Raw genomic sequence first — 22,415 nt, 5'->3', positions numbered from 1 at the left:
AACCTGGTACTCTCTCCGACCAGGGAGACCAGTCGTTTTTATTTTTACCCCTCTTCATTTATTTGCCCCAGCGTCACTTCTCGTTTGCCCGGTGCAGAAAATCTGTGCGTTAGCTGCATTCTTGACCGTTTTTCCCCGCAGCAATACGTCATTCCTGCTGCTGTGTATTGGCTTTAGTGGTAATATCTGGGCGCTTAAAAGAATAATTGAATTCAGCCTGTTGAAGGCTGGCTTAATGTGGTGGAGCAAGTGAGCGGAATACTGACGCGCTGGCGACAATTTGGCAGACGTTACTTCTGGCCGCATCTCTTATTAGGGATGGTCGCGGCGAGTTTCGGCTTGCCTGCGCTCAGCAACAGTGCGGAAGCGGCGACGCCGACGAAGACCTCCACAACCAAACACGATCTCAACACGCGGGTTAATTTTACTAACCTGGCATGGCTTGAAGCCAATCGCCGCCCGAATTTCTCGGTGGATTACTGGCACCAGCATGCGATCCGTACCGTTATTCGCCATCTGTCATTTGCGATGGCTCCGCAGGCACTGCCTGTTGCTGAAGAGACGCTGCCGGTACAGGCGCAGCATCTTGCTCTGCTGGACACGCTTAACGCGCTGCTTACGCAGGACAGTCAGCCACCCGTCATGGTGCGTCAGACCACACAAATCGCGCACGTTCCTCCTGCGAGCTTCTCCGTTTCGACATGGATTAGCCAGGTTCACGGCATCCGCGCCGGGCCTCAACGCCTCAGCTAAATTAACCTTTTTTCAATACCTTAATTTATCTGCCCAACCTGGGGCGTTTGAGAATTTATTATGCTAATCAAATTGTTAACAAAAGTTTTTGGTAGTCGTAACGATCGTACCCTGCGCCGTATGCGCAAAGCTGTTACCGTCATCAATGGCATGGAGCCGGCGATGGAGAAGCTCTCTGATGACGAGCTGAAAGCGAAAACCGTAGAATTCCGCGCGCGTCTTGAAAAAGGCGAAACGCTGGAAAGCCTGATCCCTGAAGCCTTCGCCGTTGTGCGTGAGGCCAGTAAACGTGTGTTTGGCATGCGTCACTTCGACGTTCAGCTGCTGGGTGGTATGGTGCTTAACGAGCGCTGCATCGCGGAAATGCGTACCGGTGAAGGTAAAACCCTGACCGCAACGCTGCCCGCCTACCTGAACGCACTGACCGGTAAAGGCGTTCACGTCGTTACCGTCAACGACTATCTGGCACAGCGTGATGCCGAAAACAACCGTCCCCTGTTCGAATTCCTGGGCATGACCGTTGGCATCAACATGTCCGGTCTGCCGGCACCCGCCAAACGTGAAGCCTATAACGCGGATATCACCTACGGTACCAACAACGAATACGGCTTCGACTACCTGCGTGACAACATGGCGTTTAGCCCTGAAGAGCGCGTGCAGCGTAAACTGCACTATGCGCTGGTGGATGAGGTGGACTCCATCCTGATCGATGAAGCGCGTACCCCGCTGATCATCTCCGGCCCGGCCGAAGACAGCTCCGAGATGTACCGTAAAGTCGATAAAATCATTCCGCACCTGCTGCGTCAGGAGAAAGAAGATTCCGACACCTTCCAGGGTGAAGGTCACTTCTCTGTCGATGAAAAAGCGCGGCAGGTGAACCTGACCGAACGCGGTCTGGTGAAAATTGAAGAGCTGCTGGTGGCTGAAGGCATCATGGAAGAGGGCGAGTCTCTGTACTCTCCGACGAACATTATGCTGATGCACCACGTCACTGCCGCGCTGCGTGCCCACGCGCTGTTCACCCGCGATGTCGACTACATCGTGAAAGACGGTGAAGTTATCATCGTTGATGAGCACACTGGCCGTACCATGCAGGGACGTCGCTGGTCTGACGGTCTGCACCAGGCCGTTGAGGCCAAAGAAGGCGTTGATATTCAAAATGAAAACCAGACGCTGGCCTCTATTACCTTCCAGAACTACTTCCGTTTGTACGAGAAGCTGGCGGGGATGACCGGTACTGCAGATACCGAAGCATTTGAATTCAGCTCCATCTACAAACTGGATACCGTGGTCGTACCCACCAACCGTCCAATGATCCGTAAGGATATGCCGGACCTGGTGTACATGACCGAAGCGGAAAAAATTCAGGCGATCATTGAAGATATTCGCGATCGTACCGCTAATGGCCAGCCGGTGCTGGTGGGGACAATCTCCATCGAGAAATCCGAAGTGGTTTCCAATGAGTTGACCAAAGCGGGCATCAAACACAACGTTCTGAACGCCAAATTCCACGCCAAAGAGGCGGATATCGTTGCGCAGGCGGGTTACCCGGCAGCGGTAACAATCGCCACCAACATGGCGGGTCGTGGTACCGACATTATGCTGGGTGGTAGCTGGCAGGCAGAGATTGCCGAGCTGGAAAACCCAACGCCGGAGCAGATTGCTCAGATTAAAGCGGACTGGCAGGTACGCCATGACGCGGTGCTGGCATCCGGTGGTTTGCATATCATTGGTACCGAACGTCACGAATCTCGTCGTATCGATAACCAGCTGCGCGGCCGTGCGGGTCGTCAGGGCGATGCCGGTTCTTCCCGCTTCTACCTGTCTATGGAAGATGCGCTGATGCGTATTTTCGCCTCCGACCGTGTTTCCGGCATGATGCGTAAACTGGGTATGAAACCTGGCGAAGCCATTGAACACCCGTGGGTCACCAAAGCGATTGCTAACGCCCAGCGTAAAGTGGAAAGCCGCAACTTCGATATTCGTAAGCAGCTGCTGGAATATGATGATGTGGCCAACGACCAGCGTCGTGCCATCTATACCCAGCGTAACGAACTGCTGGACGTGTCCGACGTGAGCGACACCATCAACAGCATTCGCGAAGACGTATTCAAAGCGACTATCGACGCGCATATTCCACCGCAGTCTCTGGAAGAAATGTGGGATATCGAAGGTCTGCAGGAACGCCTGAAAAACGACTTCGACCTCGAACTGCCAATCAAAGAGTGGCTGGACAAAGAGCCTGAGCTGCACGAAGAGACCCTGCGTGAACGTATTTTCGAAACCGCGCTGGACGTATACAAGCGTAAGGAAGAAGTCGTTGGCGCTGAGATGATGCGTCACTTCGAAAAAGGCGTGATGCTGCAAACGCTGGACTCCCTGTGGAAAGAGCACCTGGCGGCGATGGACTACCTGCGTCAGGGTATCCACCTGCGTGGTTACGCGCAGAAAGATCCGAAGCAGGAGTACAAGCGTGAATCCTTCGCCATGTTTGCGTCCATGCTGGAGTCACTGAAGTATGAAGTGATCAGCACCCTGAGCAAAGTTCAGGTACGCATGCCGGAAGAAGTGGAAGCAATGGAGCAACAGCGCCGTGAAGAAGCTGAGCGTCTGGCACAGATGCAACAGCTGAGCCACCAGACTGACGAGAGCGAAGCTGCGGCAGCGATCGCGGCCCAGACTGGCGATCGTAAAGTTGGCCGCAACGATCCGTGCCCGTGTGGTTCCGGTAAAAAATACAAGGCGTGCCACGGTCGTCTGAGCTAAATTCATAACAAAACAAAAAGGCGCAGAAATCTGCGCCTTTTTTATGGAAGTGACAATATGAAAATACTGCAAATTGCCGTCGGGATTATTCGCAACCCGCAAAACCAGTTCTTTATCACCCAGCGCGCCGCCGACGCCCATATGGCGAACAAATGGGAGTTTCCGGGCGGGAAAATCGAGTCAGGCGAAACGCCGGAACAGGCGCTGATCCGTGAGCTTCAGGAAGAAGTGGGGATCACCCCGCTTGGCGCAACGCTGTTTGACAAGCTCGAATACCAGTTTCCCGATCGTCACATTACGCTTTGGTTCTGGCTGGTGGAAAACTGGGAGGGGGATCCCTGGGGCAAAGAGGGGCAACCGGGTAACTGGGTTGAACTGCAGGCAAGCGATGCCGACAAATTCCCGCCGGCAAATGAGCCTGTGATTACCCGGTTAGTGCAGGGCGTTTAATTTACTGCTGTTCTTCACTCCAGTCATCGCTGTCCGAAAGAGTGCCTTCACTCGGAATGCGTTTCTCTTCCGCCGCCCATTCGCCCAGGTCAATTAACTGACAGCGTTTACAGCAGAATGGGCGGTATGGGCTCACTTCGCCCCAGACAACACTTTTGCCACAGGTTGGGCAGTTTACGATGGTTACGTCAGACATTGGCACTCCTTAACAACAGGCCAGTTCAAAATCGAGGCGTTCCGGCACGGTGCCATTTTCACTGTCCAGCGGCATAAAGCGAATCGCAAAACGGCTCTTATGCCCGGAAATTTGCGGGTAAAGCTGCACGTCGAGCGAAAGGTTCAGTCGCAGCAGATCGGCATCGTCCCCGTTATCCTGGTAAAAACCGTTCAGGCTGGTCTGCTTGCGGAACGGCGCAGAGTTACGGATAAGATCGAGGATCAGCGATAACGTCCGGTGCATCGGTTCCAGGCTTTCCAGCCAGATATTCACCTGCGCATCACGCTGCGTTTGCGGCATGTGCAGCCACATATGAAGCGTCGGCAGGTCAAAGCTGCAGCATCCACCGGGAATACTCAGGCGCTGGCGTACCAGGGCAATCAAGCGATCTTCACGCAAAAACTGGCCAACGCGAGGGGCAGCCATTAACGTGCTGCTACTGCTTTTTAACTGCTGACGCAGGGAATCGATACGGCTTTGATCAACACCCGGGACTTCCGCCCATGCCTGCAGTTTACGCTGCTGACGCTCAAGTTCTTTCAGTAATTCGGTGCGAACATCTCCACGCTCAATCACATCCAGCAGGTCGCCCACATTACGGAAGAAGTGCAACGCAGTGGCGTGATCGTTGACAGGCAGATGTTGCGAGAGTTGTTGAATAAGAAATTCGATACGCAGCCAGGTACGCATTTTTTCGTTAAGCGGATGCTCAAAAAGGATGTGAGTCGACATTATGGTTTTTCCTGTGCAACGGCCTGCGCGGCGAAGGTCAAATACTGCGCGTGCAGACGGGCAACATCCGATGCAATGGCATCTGGTGCGCCGTTATTATCAATAACATCATCCGCAACGGCCAGGCGCTGATCGCGCGTGGCCTGAGCGGCAAGAATTTGTTCGGCATGTTCGCGCGAGACGCGATCGCGCGTCATGGTTCGCTGGATTTGCGTTTCGGGAAGGACATCAATGACCAGAACCCGATCGGCTTTCTTCTGCAGCTGATTTTCTACCAGCAACGGAACTACCCACAGCACATACGGTGAGCGGGCGGCGGCAATCTGACGCTGAGTTTCCTGGTGGATAATGGGGTGGAGCAGAGCATTAAGCCAGACCTTTTCCGCAGAATCGGAAAAAATGCATTCGCGAAGCTGCCGGCGATTTAGCGTGCCGTCTGCATTGATGATGGCCGGACCAAAATGTTCTTCAATGGCCTTTAACGCGGGTGTATTCGGTTCTACCACCTGACGGGCAATGATATCGGCATCGATAATCGCGATACCCAGGCGAGCGAAAGCGTCCGCAACGGTACTTTTGCCACTACCGATGCCGCCGGTTAATGCGACGGTATACCCCATTAAATCAAATCCTGGGAATTATTCATTATTAAAATCAGGTGGTTGAAATTCAAACGTGTGCCAGCCAATGTTTAGCTCTCTTTACCGGCTTTTTACCAGGTAAATTTATAGGATTGTAGCGTAAAAAAAGAGAATTTCGCAGTCTTGCGGAGCAGGTATTAGTGCGTATGATAACGTCACTGGAGTTGTGCTTTTAACATATTTGCCTCTAACCCCAGGAATCCGCACATGCGTATCGAAGAAGATCTGAAGTTAGGTTTCAAAGACGTTCTTATCCGCCCTAAACGCTCTACACTGAAAAGTCGCTCAGACGTTGAACTCGAACGTCAATTCACCTTTAAACATTCCGGTCAGACCTGGTCTGGCGTGCCGATCATCGCTGCCAATATGGATACCGTGGGAACCTTCGAGATGGCAACCGCGCTGGCACAGTTCGACATCCTCACGGCAGTGCATAAACACTACAGCCCTGAAGAGTGGAACGCCTTTGTGGCATCCGCTTCTGCTGAGGTCGTGAAGCATGTGATGGTCTCTACCGGAACCTCAGATGCCGATTTCGAAAAGACCAAACAAATCCTCAAGAGTAACCCCGCGCTGAACTTCGTCTGTATTGATGTAGCGAATGGTTATTCCGAACACTTCGTGCAGTTCGTGAGCAAGGCGCGTGAAGCCTGGCCGAACAAAACCATCATTGCGGGTAACGTAGTGACCGGCGAGATGTGTGAGGAGCTGATCCTCTCTGGCGCAGATATCGTCAAAGTGGGCATTGGCCCGGGTTCCGTGTGCACCACGCGTGTGAAAACCGGTGTCGGTTATCCGCAGCTTTCGGCGGTTATTGAATGTGCCGATGCTGCGCACGGCCTGGGCGGCCAGATCATCAGTGACGGTGGTTGTACTACCCCGGGTGATGTCGCGAAAGCTTTCGGCGGCGGCGCAGACTTCGTGATGCTTGGCGGTATGCTGGCAGGTCATGAAGAGAGTGGCGGTACCGTGGTGGAAGAGAACGGCGAGAAATTTATGCTGTTCTACGGTATGAGCTCTGAATCGGCGATGACCCGTCACGTGGGTGGCGTTGCAAAATACCGTGCGGCAGAAGGCAAAACCGTGAAGCTGCCGCTGCGCGGCCCGGTTGAGAATACCGCACGTGACATTCTTGGTGGCCTGCGTTCGGCCTGCACCTATGTGGGGGCATCCCGCCTGAAAGAGTTGACGAAACGCACGACCTTTATCCGCGTTCAGGAACAGGAAAACCGCGTTTTCAATAGCCTGTAATCGCGTAAGCTGGCGCGCATCCGTGTGCCAGCGTTATCCCGCACTCATCGCATCCCCGAGATGGAAGATAGGCAGATACATTGCCACCACCAGCGTGCCGATAATCACACCCGTCACGATCAGCAGCACAGGCTCCAGCACGGCAGCCAGGTTATCTGCTGACTGAAAGGTTTGCTCCGTGTGGTGACGCGCCAGGTTTACCAGCATGATATCGAGCGCACCTGACGTTTCGCCGGTTCGCAATAGCTGAATACACAGTGGAGTAAAAACCGCCGCCTTTTGAAAGGATGCCCAAAGGGGGTAACCCTTTTCAATGTCTTCCCGGATGGCGCGGAGTATCCCCTGCCAGTACCTGCTCTCAACCGTCTCTTCTGCACTCTCCAGACCCTTTAAAAAAGCGATGCCCGCCTGCTGCGTGAGCGACAGCACGGTAAAAATTTGCCCCAGCTTTTGTCCTTTAGCCAGCGCGCCCATGACGGGGATATGCAGCAGTACGTGTTGCCAGCGCGGATCCTGCCGCAAACCCCAGGCGATGATCATGGGAAGGAGTAGCCCCGCGAACAGCGCGAGGGCATAGGACTGTATAAACGTTGCCATTCCCATGACTATTTGTGTCAGCATCGGGAGCGGGGTATTAAACGTTTTGTAGATGGCGGCGAATTCGGGCAAGACCAGAGTGACCATGGCCAGCACCACGAGTACCGCCAGAGCCAGGATTACCATCGGGTAACGCAGTGCCTTTTTCACTTTCGCACTGAGTTGCTGCTGTGATTCTTGTTGCTGGGCAAGCTCACGGCAGCACGTCTCCAGCTTCCCGGTTAGTTCACCGGTCTTCACCATCGACACATACAGTGGGCTAAATACCGCGGGCCAGCGCTTCAGCGCCTCAGAAAAAGGGCATCCTTCACTCAGCTCATCGGCAAGGCTTTGCAGGAGTGCCTGCCAGGGCGTTATCGGATGCTGGTCCGCCAGCATCTGCAGGCTGTCAGACAGTGTCAGGCCCGCCTGCAAAAGCGTGGCGAGCTGGCGAAATACCTCGTAGCGGTGATGTGGTCGCCAGCGATACCTCTGCGTGCAGCGGGTGATTGTCAGAGGATGCAGCGCTTTGCGCATCAGCCTGTCGAAAGCCGCATTGCGGTCAGTTGCCCACAGAGCCCCGCTTCGGGGCTCTCCTTCAACGGATAGCGCACGCCAGCGCCAGAGGTGATTAGCAGCCATCGGGCATTCCCAGGATACGCAGCAACTCTTCGAGCGTGGTCAGTCCCTGTTCAACAGCCATACAGCCATGTTCGAAAAGGGATGTCATTCCTGCCTGACGGGCGCTGGCCTCTATCACCTCTGACCCCGCTCCGCTGGCAATGGCCTGCCGGAGTGTCTGGTCAATGACGAGCACTTCAAAAATGGCGACGCGACCGTAAAAACCATGATAACAGCGCTCACAGCCGGTGGGTTGCCAGCGCGGTAGCGGCCGGGGCCAAACGGAGCGAGGCAGTTCTGCCCGCTTGTCGGTTTCCTGGCGGCAATGGGGGCATAAACGGCGCACCAGCCGCTGGGCGATGACCAGCGAGAGGGCGGAAGAGATCATCCATCGCGCCACCCCCATCTGCTGCAGGCGGATCAGGGTTTCCGCCGTCGAGTTGGTGTGTAGCGTTGACAACACCAGATGCCCCGTTTGTGCGGCATTAATGGCAATCTCTGCCGTTTCGCCATCACGAATTTCGCCGACCATAATGATGTCAGGATCCTGACGTAGCAGCGCTCTCAGCACCGTCTGGAAGGTGAGGCCCGCACGCGGGTTTATCTGCGTCTGGTTTAATCCTGCAAGCGGGATCTCTATCGGGTCTTCCACGCTGCAGATGTTCACATCCGGCGTGTTTCGAGCCTGCAGCGCGCTGTACAGCGTCACGGTTTTACCGCTGCCGGTGGGGCCGGTAACCAGAATCAGCCCCTGCGGCTGGTGGAGCACTTCGCTAAAGCCGGCCAGCTGTTTAGCATTCATCCCCAACGTTTCTGGCTCAAGAGATTGCTGAACCTGATGCAGCAGGCGCAGTACAATTTTTTCACCCCCGCTGCAGGGAAGTGTGGCGATGCGAAATGAGACCGGCTCGTTTGCCAGCTCAATCGTAAACTGACCGTCCTGCGGTAAGCGGCGCTCCGCAATATCGAGGTTACCCAGCACTTTTAACCGGGCGCTGAGCATGGTGGCCAGCGCGGCTGAAAGTGGGGGCTGCGGGCAAAGCACGCCGTCGATGCGCAGGCGAATCTGGCAAGTCAGCTCCATCGGTTCAATATGAATATCAGAAGCGCGTTGGTTTATCGCCTGCTGAAGCGTGTGGTTGAGAATATCCACCGCTGAGTGTGTCGGCGTAACGACGGGCAGATGCGTTTGTGTGGTTAACTGCCGGTGCTTTTCCATGCGCTCGGCGCTCCAGCACTCGATATCAATCCGTTTCTGGGTAGCGAAACGCAGGGCTTCCATCAGTTCAGGGCCGGGGTTTCCCACGACGGCAATGCTAATCATGTCGCTATCGCTGCTCAGCAGAAGGGCATGATGACGCAGACAAAGTGCGACAAGCTGATCGGTATTCATCATCCGCTCCTCAGTGGGTGTCGAAGCGGAAAACGTCTTCACAGGCCTGCTTGAGCGCGCTGTCGGTACCGATGTTGCAGTCACGCGTCCACCCCGTCATGCCGTTGCCATCATTCCATTGTGGCGTCATGACCACCTCCAGCCCGTTAAGGCTCTCCTGGCCGGTTAAGGTCACGACGCCTTTCGCCACGTTCATGCCTGAAACGTAGCGGGTAGTGGTGGGGGACGGGATACCATTACTGCCTCCGTCACAGCTCTCCACGCCGCCGTGATCCAGGGCGCAAAGCTCAATGGCGGTGCGGTAGGGAATGAAGGTTTGCAGCATATCGGTCAACGCTGCTTTTCGCAGGTAGTTCTGGTACGCGGGAACGCCGATGGCGCTCAGAATGGCAATAATGCCGATCACCACCATCAGCTCAATGAGTGTGAATCCTTGTTGTCTGTCCATGTCTGCTCCTTACGTTAAGTAGGGCTACTCTGGCAGTGAGACAGCGCAGAAACGAGGGGCAAAAAAAGGAACGTGAAGGGGCTTTCAGGGAATTCGTGACGTGTTGCAGGGTAGGGCAATGGTTTTGCGAGCGGGAGTGAATTTCCCCTCTCCGCAACGAGAGGGGAGGGTCATTATTTGAAGCGCATCGAGAGGTCGAGGGCGCGAACGTGCTTGGTCAGCGCCCCAACGGAGATAAAATCAACGCCGGTCTCGGCGAATTCACGGATCGTATCAAACGTCACGTTGCCGGATACTTCAAGCTGGGCCTTGCCGTTAGTCAGTTTTACCGCCTCGCGCATCTGCTCGGTTTCGAAGTTATCAAGCATGATGATATCGGCGCCGGCCTTGATAGCCTGCTCCAGCTCCTCCAGGTTTTCGACTTCCACTTCGACGGGCACATCCGGATGCAGCCAGAAGGCTTTTTCGACCGCCTGACGCACGGATCCCGAGGCAATGATATGGTTCTCTTTAATCAGGAACGCGTCAGACAACCCCAGACGATGGTTTGCACCGCCGCCACAGAGCACAGCGTATTTCAACGCAGTGCGCAGACCCGGTAGCGTTTTGCGGGTATCCAGCAACTGCGTGCGGGTACCCGCCAGCAGGTCAACGTAGCGACGCACTTCGCTTGCCACGCCGGACAACGTTTGCACAAAGTTCAGCGCGGTTCGTTCGCCGGTCAGCAGTACGCGGGAAGGTCCATCAAGTTCGAACAGCGGCTGATTTGCCGTAATCGCATCACCGTCGTCGACATGCCAGGTGATCTGCACCTCATCGCCTGCCAGTTGGGTAAAGACCTCTTCAACCCAACGCTTACCGCAAAAAATACCCTCTTCGCGCGTAATAATGACCGCATGTGAGCGAGTCTCTTTTGGCAATAATTGTGCGGTAATATCCCTGTCGGCGCTGACGTCACCGCCCAGATCTTCTTTCAGGGCATGGGCAACACTTGCCGGAATATCCATACTAATACGTTCCAGAAGCGCTTCACGTCGGTTGTCGGGGTTGTAACGGCGAGGCGGCATGATAAAACTCCAAATTGGTAACGAATCATAATATTGAAACATGCTACTCTGAACCGAGTAACAGCACCATACATAAGGAGTTCCAGCATGTTGTTAGAAAACGGATGGCTGGTGGATGCGCGGCATGTGCCCTCGCCGCACCACGACTGCCGCCCGGAGGATGAAAAGCCCACACTGCTGGTTGTTCATAATATCAGTCTCCCGCCGGGTGAGTTTGGCGGCCCGTGGATCGACGCGTTATTCACGGGGACCCTGGATCCTGATGCCCATCCTTTCTTTGCTGAGATTGCGCATCTGCGCGTGTCGGCTCACTGTCTGATCCGTCGCGACGGCGAAGTGGTTCAGTACGTCCCTTTTGATAAGCGCGCCTGGCATGCCGGCGTGTCGATGTACCAGGGACGCGAACGCTGCAATGATTTTTCCATCGGGATTGAGCTGGAAGGCACTGACACCACCCCCTACACCGATTCACAGTATCAACAGTTGGTGGCTGTAACCCAAACGCTGATCGAGCTCTATCCCGCGATAGCCGGGAATATTACGGGACACAGCGATATTGCCCCGGCGAGAAAAACCGATCCCGGCCCGGCTTTTGACTGGCCCCGGTTTCGCGCCATGCTTACCGCGTCGTCAGAATAAGGAGATAACATGACGTTGTTTACCATGCTGCTGGTTATCATCGCTGAACGCCTGTTCAAACTCGGTGAGCACTGGCATCTGGATCACCGGCTGGAGGTGCTTTTCCGCCGGATTAAACATTTTTCCATGCTGCGCACGCTGCTGATGACCGCTGGCGTGATGGTTATAACGTTTTTACTGCTGCGTTCGCTTTACGGCCTCTTTTTCAACGTGCCGCTGCTGGTGGTGTGGATCCTGCTTGGCGTGCTCTGTATTGGCGCGGGCAAGGTGCGTATGCACTACCACGCCTATCTGAAAGCCGCATCCCGTGACGATGCCCATGCGCGGGGCGCCATGGCGAGTGAGCTGACGATGATCCACGGCGTGCCGCCGGATTGCGATGAGCGTGAATTTTTGCGCGAACTGCAAAATGCGCTGCTGTGGATCAACTTCCGTTACTACCTGGCACCGCTGTTCTGGTTTGTAGTGGGCGGTCCGTGGGGGCCGGTACTGCTGATGGGCTATGCGTTTCTGCGCGCCTGGCAGACCTGGCTTGCCCGTTACCTTACCCCGCATGAACGTTTATTGTCGGGAATCGATGCCATTCTGCATGTGCTGGACTGGCTCCCGGTACGTCTGGTGGGCGTCGTTTATGCGTTAATTGGCCACGGTGAAAAAGCGCTGCCGGCATGGTTTGCTTCGCTTGCCGACCGCCACACGTCTCAGTATCAGGTGTTAACACGTCTGGCGCAGTTCTCGCTGGCGCGTGAGCCGCATACCGACAAGATTGAAACGCCGAAAGCGGCCGTCTCCATGGCGAAGAAAACGTCATTTGTGGTGGTCGTGGTCGTGGCGTTGCTGACCATTTACGGCACGCTGGTCTAAGCCAGCGCGCCGTACCGGTCAGAGCGTATCAGCAGGCGGGATGCCAAAGTCAGGCATCCCGTTTTCGTCCCAGCGCACGTGTTTCAGACGCGTGTGACGATTCGGGTCATAGAGCGGGTCGCCTTCAATCTCGGTGTAGTTTCGCGCGTGGTAGACCAGCACGTCCTCTCCCTCCGGCGTTTGCGTAAAGCTGTTATGCCCGGGCCCAAACTGACGATTCTCGACGCTGGTTCGGAAAACCGGACGCGACGCTTTATGCCAGTTCGCCGGATTTTGCGGATCGGCGTTCATGTCTATCCACAGTAACCCCATGCAATAGTTCTCATCCGTAGCGCTGGCGGAGTAGCTGATAAACAACTTATCTTCGTGAAACAGCACTGCCGGACCTTCGTTGACCCAAAATCCGCGGCACTCCCAGTCATACTCCGGTTTACTGAGCATCACCGGCTCGCCTTTGAGCGTCCACGGATTCGCCATTTCGCACAGATAGAGGTTGGAGTTTCCGGCGATATCCGGGGCTTTTTGTGCCCACAAATACCAGCGTTTTCCCTGATGAACGAACGTGGTGGCGTCCAGTGCGAAGGTGTCGAACGGGGTGGTAATCTGGCCTTTCTCGATCCACGTCCCGGTGAGGGGATCGTGGTCCGCACACTCCAGCGCAAACATACGGTGCTGGAACATACCGAGGCTATCCAGCGACTGGGTATGGGTGGCGGCAAAATAGATATACCACTTACCGTCAATGTGGTGCAGTTCCGGTGCCCAGATCAGCTGGCTCATCGGCCCGGTCTCCGGTTTACGCCAGACCACGACCTCTTCGGCATCGCGTAGTCCTTCCAGCGAGTCGGCGCGACGGATCTCGAGCCTGTCGTACTGCGGCACGGAGGCGATAAAGTAGTACAGCCCCTCGTGGTGCAGAATATAGGGGTCGGCACGTTGTTCAATAAACGGGTTTGGCCAGGTGTGCATTCGGCTTTCCTTATTTCGTCTCAGCGGCTTTGAGTTCCTGATAATTATTCAGCTCGCGATAATTGTTGCGACGCTTCTCGAGGTCTTCCTGGATCTGCTTCATCGTTTCGCGGTCAACCTTCAGCAGACGTACCACGCCTGCGGTAATGAGATACCCGACGCCCGGAATCACGGTAAACAGCAATACAATGCCGTTGATGGCATCCGGACTTTGCGCTTTCGCCCCCGCGTCATAACCGTACCAGGAGAGCAGGAAACCAACCATCGCACCGGCAATCGCCAGCCCCAGTTTGAGGAAGAAGATGTTACCGGAGAAGCTGATCCCGGTGATGCGCTTACCGGTTTTCCACTCACCGTAGTCATCGACGTCGGCCATCAGCGACCAGTGCAGCGGAGACGGGATCTGGTGCAGGATGTTCAGCAGGAAGTAGAGCACCACAATGGTGACCGTGGCTTTCGGATCGAAGAAATAGAAGGCGCAGGAGAAAATCGCCAGCACGATGTTGGTCCAGAAGAACACTTTCAACTTACACCAGCGGTCGGTGAGGACTTTCGCCAGCATACTGCCGAGCATCATGCCAACCACGCCCAGGCTGATAAACAGCGTGGCGAAATGGGTACTCTGGCCCATAACCCAGGTCACGTAGTACATCGTGGCCGCCATGCGGATAAAGCCCGGGCACACGTTGCACAGGGTCAGCAGCAGAATGCGCACCCACTGGTCGTTCTTCCACACGTCTTTCAGGTCGTTTTTCAGCTCGTCATGAGTCTGTACCGCCGGGCGTACACGCTCGCGAACGGTATAGAAACAGAACAGAAACATACCGGTACCAATCAGCGCCAGCACGGTCATTGCCATCTGGTAGCCTTTGGCTTTGTTGTCACCACCAAACCAGTCGGCCATCGGTAACAGCGTCAGCGACAGCAGCAGCGTGGCGATACCTACCAGCACAAAGCGATAGGACTGGCAGGCAACACGTTCCTGCGGATCGTTGGTAATCACGCCGCCTAACGAGCAGTAAGGAATGTTGATTGCCGTATAGGTTAAAGAGAGCAGGAAATAGGTGACGAAGGCATAGATAACTTTGCTGTTGTAGCTCCACTCTGGTGTGGTGAACATCAGGATGCTGAACAGCGCATAGGGAAAGGCAATCCACAGCAGCCATGGACGAAACCGGCCATATTTACTGCGGGTACGGTCGGCGATGGCCCCCATAATCGGATCCGTTACGGCATCAATTACGCGGACAGACAGCAGCAGTACGCCAACCAGTGCAGGCGCCAGGCCAAAAATATCGGTATAAAAATAATTAACAAACAACATGATGGCGCCAAAGATGATGTTGCAACCTGCATCGCCCATCCCATAGCCGATCTTTTCTTTTACTGACAGTTTAGCGTTATCCATAGACTGCTCTCCGGGTTACGGTATGGAGAGAATTATTTGCTGGCAAACGAATATATGCGTTGCAGTATCAGGGCGGTGGTATGGATAAATGCGCTGTTGGCGTGAAACTGTGAGGGAGGTAACAACACGCGGTACCTGCAAAACGCAGATACCGCGGGGGAGACTTAGTGAGCTTTCAGGGCGTTGCGGCTTTTCTGGCTAAACAGATAGCCGATACCAAGAACGGCAACCCAGACTGGGATCAGGTACACCGAGATTGCCATACCCGGGGTCAGCAGCATGATGACCAGCACTCCCGCCATAAACAGCAGACAGATCCAGTTGCCCAGCGGATAGAGCAGGGCAGGGAAGCGAGTCTTCACACCCTGCTGATGCTTGGCACGGCGGAACTTGATGTGTGCCAGGCTGATCATCGCCCAGTTGATAACCAGGGCAGAGACCACCAGCGCCATTAGCAGGCCAAACGCCGATTCCGGTGCCAGATAGTTAATCAGGACACACAGCGCCGTTACGATCGCCGAAACGATGATGGTGTTCACCGGAACGCCACGCTTATCGACGTTGAGCAGCATCTTCGGCGCGTTACCCTGCTGGGCCAGGCCGAACAGCATACGGCTGTTGCAGTATACGCAGCTGTTATAGACCGACAGCGCCGCTGTCAGCACCACGATGTTGAGCGCATTCGCCACGACGGTATCGCCCAGCTCGTGGAAAATCAGGACAAACGGGCTGGTGTCTGCAGTAACGCGCGTCCACGGCAGCAGAGAGAGCAGAACGGCCAGTGAGCCCACATAGAAAATCAGAATACGGTAGATAACCTGGTTGGTCGCTTTCGGGATGCTCTGTTCCGGGTTGTCGGCTTCAGCTGCGGTGATGCCGACCAGCTCCAGACCACCAAAGGAGAACATAATGATTGCCATCATCATCACGAGGCCCGTCATGCCGTGAGGCAGGAAGCCGCCCTGTTCCCAGAGGTTGCGTACCGTGGCCTGCGGGCCACCGTTGCCGCTAAACAGCAGCCAGCCGCCAAAGATGATCATCGCCACGACGGCAACCACTTTGATGATGGCAAACCAGAACTCCATCTCACCGAAGACTTTAACGTTGGTGAGGTTGATGGCGTTAATGATGACGAAGAAGGCCGCAGCAGAAGCCCAGGTGGGGATCTCCGGGTACCAGAACTGAATGTATTTCCCGACGGCGGTCAGTTCAGCCATGGCAACCAGAACGTACAACACCCAGTAGTTCCAGCCTGACGCGAAACCGGCGAAACTGCCCCAGTACTTATAGGCAAAGTGGCTGAAAGAGCCCGCAACCGGCTCTTCAACGACCATTTCACCTAACTGGCGCATAATCAGAAAAGCGATAAAACCGGCAATGGCGTAACCCAAAATAATGCCGGGACCGGCAGACTGGATAACGGATGCACTTCCCAGAAACAGTCCAGTGCCAATAGCACCGCCCAGTGCGATTAGCTGTATATGGCGGTTCTTCAGACCGCGCTTTAGCTGATCGCCGTGCTGTTGAGCTTCCATTTGAAACCTCGTGTGTGGTTGTTATGTTCACGCGACGCGTGTGTAATTATGAATATCCGTTTTCTGTATTTATTTCTTTACAGTCAATGAGACCGAAAAAAGCGGAGATGTCTTCCGTAAGCGCCAGAATAGTGGTAAGCGCCAGCGATTGCACCTGCTTTATGACGGGGCGATGACGAGTTGAATAAAAAGAAAGCATTTGTAAATCACCCCGCTAACCCTTCATACCCCAACCTATAGAATAGAAATGCTCCGTAAGTGGGCAAAATTTCATATTTTGCGTTGTTGAATCGCTTCAGATTGCAAAAACCCTCGGTTCATTAAGGTTAAAACTCCCACTAAGGGAGTAACTAACTCATTTGTGCGAAGTTACATTTCTGAAACGTTATTTCTGTAAGGTTGTTAAAATGTGCAGGGTTTACTGATTTCAATCAAAACCAATATGGACAGAAGGTGAATACTTTGTTACTTTAGCGATACGAACTTGAAATTGGTAAGACCAATTGACTCCGGGCAAAAAGGCGTAAGACAGGGAATATGGCCTACAGCAAAATTCGCCAACCAAAACTATCTGATGTGATTGAGCAGCAGCTGGAGTTTTTAATCCTCGAAGGGACACTGCGCCCGGGTGAGAAACTTCCGCCAGAACGCGAGCTGGCAAAACAGTTCGACGTTTCACGTCCCTCTCTGCGTGAGGCGATTCAACGTCTCGAAGCAAAGGGCTTGCTGCTTCGTCGCCAGGGCGGCGGAACCTTTGTGCAAAACAGCCTGTGGCAGAGCTTCAGCGATCCGCTGGTAGAACTTCTCTCTGACCACCCAGAATCCCAGTTTGATCTGCTTGAGACCCGTCACGCGCTAGAAGGTATCGCGGCCTATTACGCCGCACTTCGTAGCACTGATGAAGATCGCGTGCGTATCCGCGAACTTCATCAGGCCATTGAACGGGCACAGCAATCCGGCGATTTAGACGCCGAGTCCAATGCCGTTGTCCAGTATCAAATCGCCGTCACCGAAGCTGCACACAATGTTGTGCTCCTCCATCTGCTACGCTGCATGGAGCCGATGCTGGCCCAGAACGTTCGTCAGAATTTTGAATTGTTGTATGCCCGTCGGGACATGCTCCCATTGGTAAGCAACCATCGCACCCGAGTATTCGAGGCGATAATGGCCGGGGAACCGGAGCAGGCGCGCGAAGCGTCGCACCGACATCTGGCTTTCATTGAGGAAATCTTGCTGGACCGCAGCCGTGAACAATCGCGTCGCGAACGTTCATTACGCCGCATACAGCAACGAAAGGATTAAGCGCCAGGGTTTTTTAGAGCGCGGCAACTAAACGCAGAACCTGTCTTATTGTGTTCTTGCCCAAGAGCACAATGGGACAGGTTCCAGACAAATCAACGTATTAGATAGATAAGGAATACCCCCATGTCAGAACGTCTCCAAAATGACGTGGATCCGATCGAAACTCGCGACTGGCTACAGGCGATCGAATCGGTCATCCGTGAAGAAGGTGTTGAGCGTGCTCAGTATCTGATTGATCAGCTGCTTTCTGAAGCCCGCAAAGGCGGTGTGAAGGTTGCTTCAGGTGCAGGGGCTAGCAACTACGTAAACACGATTGCCGTTGAAGACGAACCGGAATACCCGGGCAATCTGGATCTGGAACGCCGTATCCGTTCTGCAATCCGCTGGAACGCCATCATGACCGTTCTGCGCGCGTCCAAGAAAGACCTGGAGCTGGGTGGCCACATGGCGTCCTTCCAGTCTTCTGCGACCGTTTACGAAGTGTGTTTCAACCACTTCTTCCGTGCAGCTAACGAGAAAGACGGCGGCGATCTGGTGTACTTCCAGGGCCACATCTCTCCGGGCATCTATGCACGTGCATTCCTGGAAGGTCGTCTGACTGAAGAGCAGATGAACAACTTCCGTCAGGAAGTTCACGGTAAAGGTCTGTCTTCTTACCCACACCCTAAACTGATGCCAGAATTCTGGCAGTTCCCGACAGTATCCATGGGTCTGGGCCCAATCGGTGCTATCTATCAGGCTAAATTCCTGAAATATCTGGAACACCGTGGTCTGAAAGACACCTCTGAACAGACCGTCTACGCCTTCCTGGGCGATGGCGAGATGGATGAGCCAGAATCGAAAGGCGCAATCACCATTGCGACCCGTGAGAAACTGGACAACCTGTGCTTCATCATCAACTGTAACCTGCAGCGTCTGGATGGTCCGGTAACCGGTAACGGCAAGATCATCAACGAACTGGAAGGCATCTTCGCCGGTGCTGGCTGGAACGTGATCAAAGTGATGTGGGGTTCCCGTTGGGACGAACTGCTGCGTAAAGACACCAGCGGTAAACTGATCCAGCTGATGAACGAAACCGTTGACGGTGACTACCAGACCTTCAAATCCAAAGACGGTGCCTACGTTCGTGAGCACTTCTTCGGTAAATATCCTGAAACCGCAGCACTGGTTGCAGACTGGACTGACGAACAGATCTGGGCTCTGAACCGTGGCGGCCACGATCCGAAGAAAATTTACGCTGCACTGAAAAAAGCGCGTGAAACCAAAGGTAAAGCGACTGTAATCCTGGCCCATACCATCAAAGGTTACGGCATGGGTGATACCGCAGAAGGTAAAAACATCGCTCACCAGGTTAAGAAAATGAACATGGACGGCGTGCGTTATATCCGCGACCGTTTCAACGTTCCAGTGACCGATGAGCAGGTAGAAAACCTGTCTTACATCACCTTCCCTGAAGGTTCTGAAGAGCATAAGTACCTGCACGAACGTCGTCAGGCGCTGAAAGGCTACCTGCCAGCTCGTCAGCCTAACTTCACCGAGAAGCTGGAACTGCCAGCGCTGGAAGATTTCTCTCAGTTGCTGGAAGAGCAGAACAAAGAGATCTCTACCACTATCGCTTTCGTTCGTGCCCTGAACGTGATGCTGAAGAACAAGTCGATCAAAGATCGTCTGGTTCCAATCATTGCCGACGAAGCGCGTACTTTCGGTATGGAAGGTCTGTTCCGTCAGATCGGTATTTACAGCCCGAACGGCCAGCAGTACACCCCGCAGGACCGTGAACAGGTTGCTTACTACAAAGAAGACGAGAAAGGTCAGATCCTGCAGGAAGGTATCAACGAGCTGGGCGCAGGCGCATCCTGGCTGGCTGCTGCGACCTCTTACAGCACCAACAACCTGCCGATGATCCCGTTCTACATTTACTACTCCATGTTCGGGTTCCAGCGTATCGGTGACCTGTGCTGGCAGGCAGGCGACCAGCAGGCTCGCGGCTTCCTGATCGGTGGTACTTCTGGTCGTACGACCCTGAATGGTGAAGGTCTGCAGCACGAAGATGGTCACAGCCATATTCAGTCTCTGACTATCCCTAACTGTATTTCTTACGACCCGTCTTACGCGTACGAAGTGGCAGTCATCATGCATGACGGTCTGCAGCGCATGTACGGTGAAGCGCAAGAGAACATTTACTACTACATCACCACGCTGAACGAAAACTACCACATGCCGGCCATGCCAGCAGGTGCCGAGGAAGGTATCCGTAAAGGTATCTACAAACTCGAAACCGTTGCAGGTAGTAAAGGTAAAGTTCAGCTGCTGGGCTCCGGTTCTATCCTGCGTCACGTACGTGAAGCGGCACAGATCCTGGCGAACGACTACGGCGTTGGCTCTGACGTGTACAGCGTAACGTCCTTCACTGAACTGGCGCGTGATGGCCAGGATTGTGAGCGCTGGAACATGCTGCACCCAATGGAAACGCCACGCGTTCCATACATCGCTCAGGTGATGAACGACGCGCCTGCGGTTGCGTCTACTGACTATATGAAACTGTTCGCTGAGCAGGTTCGTACTTACGTACCGGCTGATGATTACCGCGTACTGGGTACTGACGGCTTCGGTCGTTCTGACAGCCGCGAAAACCTGCGTCACCACTTCGAAGTGGATGCATCTTACGTGGTTGTAGCAGCACTGGGCGAACTGGCTAAACGTGGCGAAATCGATAAGAAAGTGGTTGCGGACGCAATCACCAAATTCAACATCGATGCAGATAAAGTTAACCCGCGTCTGGCGTAAGAGGTAAAAGAAGAATGGCTATCGAAATCAAAGTACCGGACATCGGGGCTGATGAAGTTGAAATCACCGAGATCCTGGTCAAAGTGGGCGACAAAGTTGAAGCTGAACAGTCGCTGATCACTGTAGAAGGCGATAAAGCCTCTATGGAAGTTCCGTCTCCTCAGGCTGGCATCGTTAAAGAGATCAAAGTCTCTGTTGGCGATAAAACCGAGACTGGCAAACTGATCATGATTTTCGATTCCGCCGACGGTGCAGCTGCTGCTGCACCTGCGCAGGAAGAGAAGAAAGAAGCTGCTCCTGCGGCTGCTGCACCAGCAGCTGCTGCGGCAAAAGAAGTCAACGTGCCTGACATCGGCGGTGACGAAGTTGAAGTCACTGAAATCCTGGTGAAAGTGGGCGATAGCGTTACGGCTGAGCAGTCCCTGATCACCGTAGAAGGCGACAAAGCCTCTATGGAAGTGCCGGCGCCATTCGCGGGTACGGTTAAAGAGATCAAGATCAACACCGGTGACAAAGTTTCTACCGGCTCTCTGATCATGATCTTCGAAGTGGCAGGTGCTGCACCTGCTGCCGCGCCTGCTCAGGCTGCTGCGCCAGCGCCGGCCGCTGCACCTGCTGCTGGCGGTGCGAAAGATGTCAACGTACCTGACATCGGCGGTGACGAAGTTGAAGTCACCGAAGTGATGGTGAAAGTGGGCGACAAAGTTGCTGCTGAACAGTCACTGATCACCGTTGAAGGCGACAAAGCGTCTATGGAAGTACCCGCGCCATTCGCGGGTACCGTTAAAGAGATCAAAATCAGCACCGGCGACAAAGTGTCTACGGGCTCTCTGATCATGGTCTTCGAAGTGGAAGGCGCTGCGCCAGCTGCTGCTCCGGCTGCCGCTGCTGCACCAGCACCTGCCGCTGCACCGGCTCAGGCGGCTAAACCTGCTGCTGCCCCTGCTGCAAAAGCAGAAGGTAAATCTGAGTTCGCTGAGAACGACGCTTACGTTCACGCTACGCCACTGATTCGTCGCCTGGCGCGCGAATTCGGTGTAAACCTGGCGAAAGTGAAAGGGACTGGCCGTAAAGGTCGGATCCTGCGCGAAGACGTTCAGGCCTATGTGAAAGACGCGGTGAAACGCGCTGAAGCTGCCCCTGCTGCTGCCGCTGGCGGCGGTATCCCGGGCATGCTGCCATGGCCGAAAGTGGACTTCAGCAAGTTCGGTGAAATCGAAGAAGTGGAACTGGGTCGTATCCAGAAAATCTCGGGTGCCAACCTGAGCCGTAACTGGGTGATGATCCCGCACGTTACGCACTTCGACAAAACGGATATCACCGATCTGGAAGCGTTCCGTAAACAGCAGAATGCCGAAGCTGAGAAGCGTAAACTGGACGTGAAATTCACCCCAGTCGTCTTCATCATGAAAGCCGTTGCTGCGGCGCTTGAGCAGATGCCACGCTTCAACAGCTCCCTGTCCGAAGATGGCCAGAAGCTGACGCTGAAGAAATACATCAATATCGGTGTTGCGGTTGATACGCCAAATGGTCTGGTTGTTCCGGTCTTTAAAGACGTGAACAAGAAGAGCATCACTGAGCTGTCCCGTGAACTGACCACCATCTCCAAAAAAGCGCGTGATGGTAAGCTGACTGCCGGCGAAATGCAGGGCGGCTGCTTTACTATCTCCAGCATCGGCGGCCTGGGTACTACCCACTTCGCACCGATTGTTAACGCGCCGGAAGTGGCTATCCTCGGTGTGTCCAAGTCCGCGATGGAACCGGTATGGAATGGCAAAGAGTTCGTGCCGCGTCTGATGATGCCAATCTCTCTGTCCTTCGACCACCGCGTGATCGACGGTGCTGATGGTGCGCGTTTCATCACCATCATCAACAACACCCTGAGCGACATTCGCCGCCTGGTGATGTAATCGAAAAGCCGGCCAGTCGGCCGGCTTTTTTCTGTTAATCTCATGTGGTCTGTGAGGTTATTGGCGAAAAGCGACAATTCGTGAGC

General features: G+C 54.5%; 19 protein-coding genes. 9 read left to right on the top strand and 10 right to left on the bottom strand.

Translation table 11 applies throughout. The annotated features are described in order from the left end of the window. The first annotated feature begins 249 nt into the window (after positions 1-249). From secM to mutT, 3 genes are read left to right on the top strand one after another with little or no spacing between them, the layout of a single operon-like run. Positions 250-753, top strand: coding sequence for a secA translation cis-regulator SecM (secM, locus tag QMG44_RS12615; RefSeq protein ID WP_165764070.1), 504 nt, complete (start codon positions 250-252; stop codon positions 751-753). A gap of 60 nt (positions 754-813) precedes the next feature. Further along, the gene (gene secA, locus QMG44_RS12610) at positions 814-3,519 is read left to right on the top strand and encodes a preprotein translocase subunit SecA (RefSeq protein WP_014168636.1); all 2,706 of its coding nucleotides are present in this window, start codon (positions 814-816) and stop codon (positions 3,517-3,519) included. Positions 3,520-3,576: 57 nt separating this feature from the next. Further along, the gene (gene mutT, locus QMG44_RS12605; protein ID WP_014168637.1) at positions 3,577-3,969 is read left to right on the top strand and encodes an 8-oxo-dGTP diphosphatase MutT; all 393 of its coding nucleotides are present in this window, start codon (positions 3,577-3,579) and stop codon (positions 3,967-3,969) included. Position 3,970: 1 nt separating this feature from the next. Here mutT and yacG read toward each other — a convergent pair whose 3' ends face one another. From yacG to coaE, 3 genes are read right to left on the bottom strand one after another with little or no spacing between them, the layout of a single operon-like run. Further along, the gene (gene yacG / locus QMG44_RS12600) at positions 3,971-4,165 is read right to left on the bottom strand and encodes a DNA gyrase inhibitor YacG (RefSeq protein WP_020882580.1); all 195 of its coding nucleotides are present in this window, start codon (positions 4,163-4,165) and stop codon (positions 3,971-3,973) included. Between the two features lie 9 nt (positions 4,166-4,174). Next, positions 4,175-4,918: a cell division protein ZapD gene (gene zapD / locus QMG44_RS12595; protein WP_014168639.1), complete on the bottom strand. Its 744-nt coding sequence runs from the start codon at positions 4,916-4,918 to the stop codon at positions 4,175-4,177. Next, positions 4,918-5,538 carry a dephospho-CoA kinase gene (gene coaE, locus QMG44_RS12590; RefSeq protein ID WP_014168640.1) on the bottom strand — a complete coding sequence of 207 codons (621 nt, stop codon included), beginning with the start codon at positions 5,536-5,538 and terminating at the stop codon, positions 4,918-4,920. Before coaE ends, zapD begins: the two co-directional genes overlap by 1 nt. Before the next feature lie 228 nt (positions 5,539-5,766). Between coaE and QMG44_RS12585 the strand changes: the two genes are divergently transcribed. Then, positions 5,767-6,810 (top strand): GMP reductase, encoded by a 1,044-nt coding sequence (locus QMG44_RS12585; protein WP_014168641.1) that lies wholly within the window; start codon positions 5,767-5,769, stop codon positions 6,808-6,810. Between the two features lie 33 nt (positions 6,811-6,843). On the opposite strand, the gene hofC is transcribed toward QMG44_RS12585, so the two are convergent. The 4 genes from hofC to nadC form a co-directional block, all read right to left on the bottom strand. Continuing rightward, positions 6,844-8,028 (bottom strand): protein transport protein HofC, encoded by a 1,185-nt coding sequence (gene hofC, locus QMG44_RS12580; protein ID WP_047743414.1) that lies wholly within the window; start codon positions 8,026-8,028, stop codon positions 6,844-6,846. Beyond that, entirely contained in the window at positions 8,018-9,400 is a 1,383-nt protein-coding gene (gene gspE / locus QMG44_RS12575) for a type II secretion system protein GspE (protein WP_040018631.1), read from the bottom strand. Before gspE ends, hofC begins: the two co-directional genes overlap by 11 nt. 10 nt (positions 9,401-9,410) lie before the next feature. Beyond that, on the bottom strand, positions 9,411-9,848 hold the full coding sequence (gene ppdD, locus QMG44_RS12570; protein WP_047743422.1) for a prepilin peptidase-dependent pilin: 438 nt from the start codon (positions 9,846-9,848) through the stop codon (positions 9,411-9,413). A gap of 173 nt (positions 9,849-10,021) precedes the next feature. Beyond that, positions 10,022-10,915, bottom strand: coding sequence for a carboxylating nicotinate-nucleotide diphosphorylase (gene nadC, locus QMG44_RS12565; protein WP_047743424.1), 894 nt, complete (start codon positions 10,913-10,915; stop codon positions 10,022-10,024). Positions 10,916-11,002: 87 nt separating this feature from the next. Here nadC and ampD point away from each other — a divergent pair, with 87 nt between their 5' ends. Together ampD and ampE are read left to right on the top strand one after the other, a co-directional pair. Continuing rightward, positions 11,003-11,554 carry a 1,6-anhydro-N-acetylmuramyl-L-alanine amidase AmpD gene (gene ampD / locus QMG44_RS12560; protein WP_047356983.1) on the top strand — a complete coding sequence of 184 codons (552 nt, stop codon included), beginning with the start codon at positions 11,003-11,005 and terminating at the stop codon, positions 11,552-11,554. A 9-nt stretch (positions 11,555-11,563) separates the two neighbouring features. Continuing rightward, complete coding sequence (gene ampE / locus QMG44_RS12555; protein WP_025205391.1) at positions 11,564-12,418, top strand: beta-lactamase regulator AmpE; 855 nt, start codon at positions 11,564-11,566, stop codon at positions 12,416-12,418. Between the two features lie 18 nt (positions 12,419-12,436). Here ampE and QMG44_RS12550 read toward each other — a convergent pair whose 3' ends face one another. The 3 genes from QMG44_RS12550 to aroP form a co-directional block, all read right to left on the bottom strand. Beyond that, positions 12,437-13,387: a family 43 glycosylhydrolase gene (locus QMG44_RS12550; RefSeq protein ID WP_086463028.1), complete on the bottom strand. Its 951-nt coding sequence runs from the start codon at positions 13,385-13,387 to the stop codon at positions 12,437-12,439. A gap of 10 nt (positions 13,388-13,397) precedes the next feature. Further along, a complete protein-coding gene (locus QMG44_RS12545) occupies positions 13,398-14,795 on the bottom strand; it encodes a glycoside-pentoside-hexuronide (GPH):cation symporter (RefSeq protein ID WP_014168649.1) in 1,398 nt (465 codons plus the stop codon). 164 nt (positions 14,796-14,959) lie between these two features. Then, positions 14,960-16,330, bottom strand: coding sequence for an aromatic amino acid transporter AroP (gene aroP / locus QMG44_RS12540; RefSeq protein WP_014168651.1), 1,371 nt, complete (start codon positions 16,328-16,330; stop codon positions 14,960-14,962). Positions 16,331-16,867: 537 nt separating this feature from the next. On the opposite strand from aroP, the gene pdhR reads away from it, so the two are divergent. The 3 genes from pdhR to aceF all read left to right on the top strand — a co-directional run bounded on the left by pdhR (position 16,868) and on the right by aceF (position 22,329). Then, entirely contained in the window at positions 16,868-17,632 is a 765-nt protein-coding gene (pdhR, locus tag QMG44_RS12535) for a pyruvate dehydrogenase complex transcriptional repressor PdhR (protein WP_013095596.1), read from the top strand. Between the two features lie 123 nt (positions 17,633-17,755). Further along, positions 17,756-20,419, top strand: coding sequence for a pyruvate dehydrogenase (acetyl-transferring), homodimeric type (gene aceE / locus QMG44_RS12530; protein WP_014168653.1), 2,664 nt, complete (start codon positions 17,756-17,758; stop codon positions 20,417-20,419). 14 nt (positions 20,420-20,433) lie between these two features. Beyond that, a complete protein-coding gene (aceF, locus tag QMG44_RS12525) occupies positions 20,434-22,329 on the top strand; it encodes a pyruvate dehydrogenase complex dihydrolipoyllysine-residue acetyltransferase (RefSeq protein ID WP_014168654.1) in 1,896 nt (631 codons plus the stop codon). Positions 22,330-22,415: the final 86 nt, after the last annotated feature.

The organism is Enterobacter sp. 200527-13 (assembly GCF_027924865.1).
GTDB lineage: Bacteria > Pseudomonadota > Gammaproteobacteria > Enterobacterales > Enterobacteriaceae > Enterobacter > Enterobacter ludwigii.
Note: the sequence above shows the minus strand (reverse complement) of the source record. Positions and strands in the feature narration are given on the sequence as shown.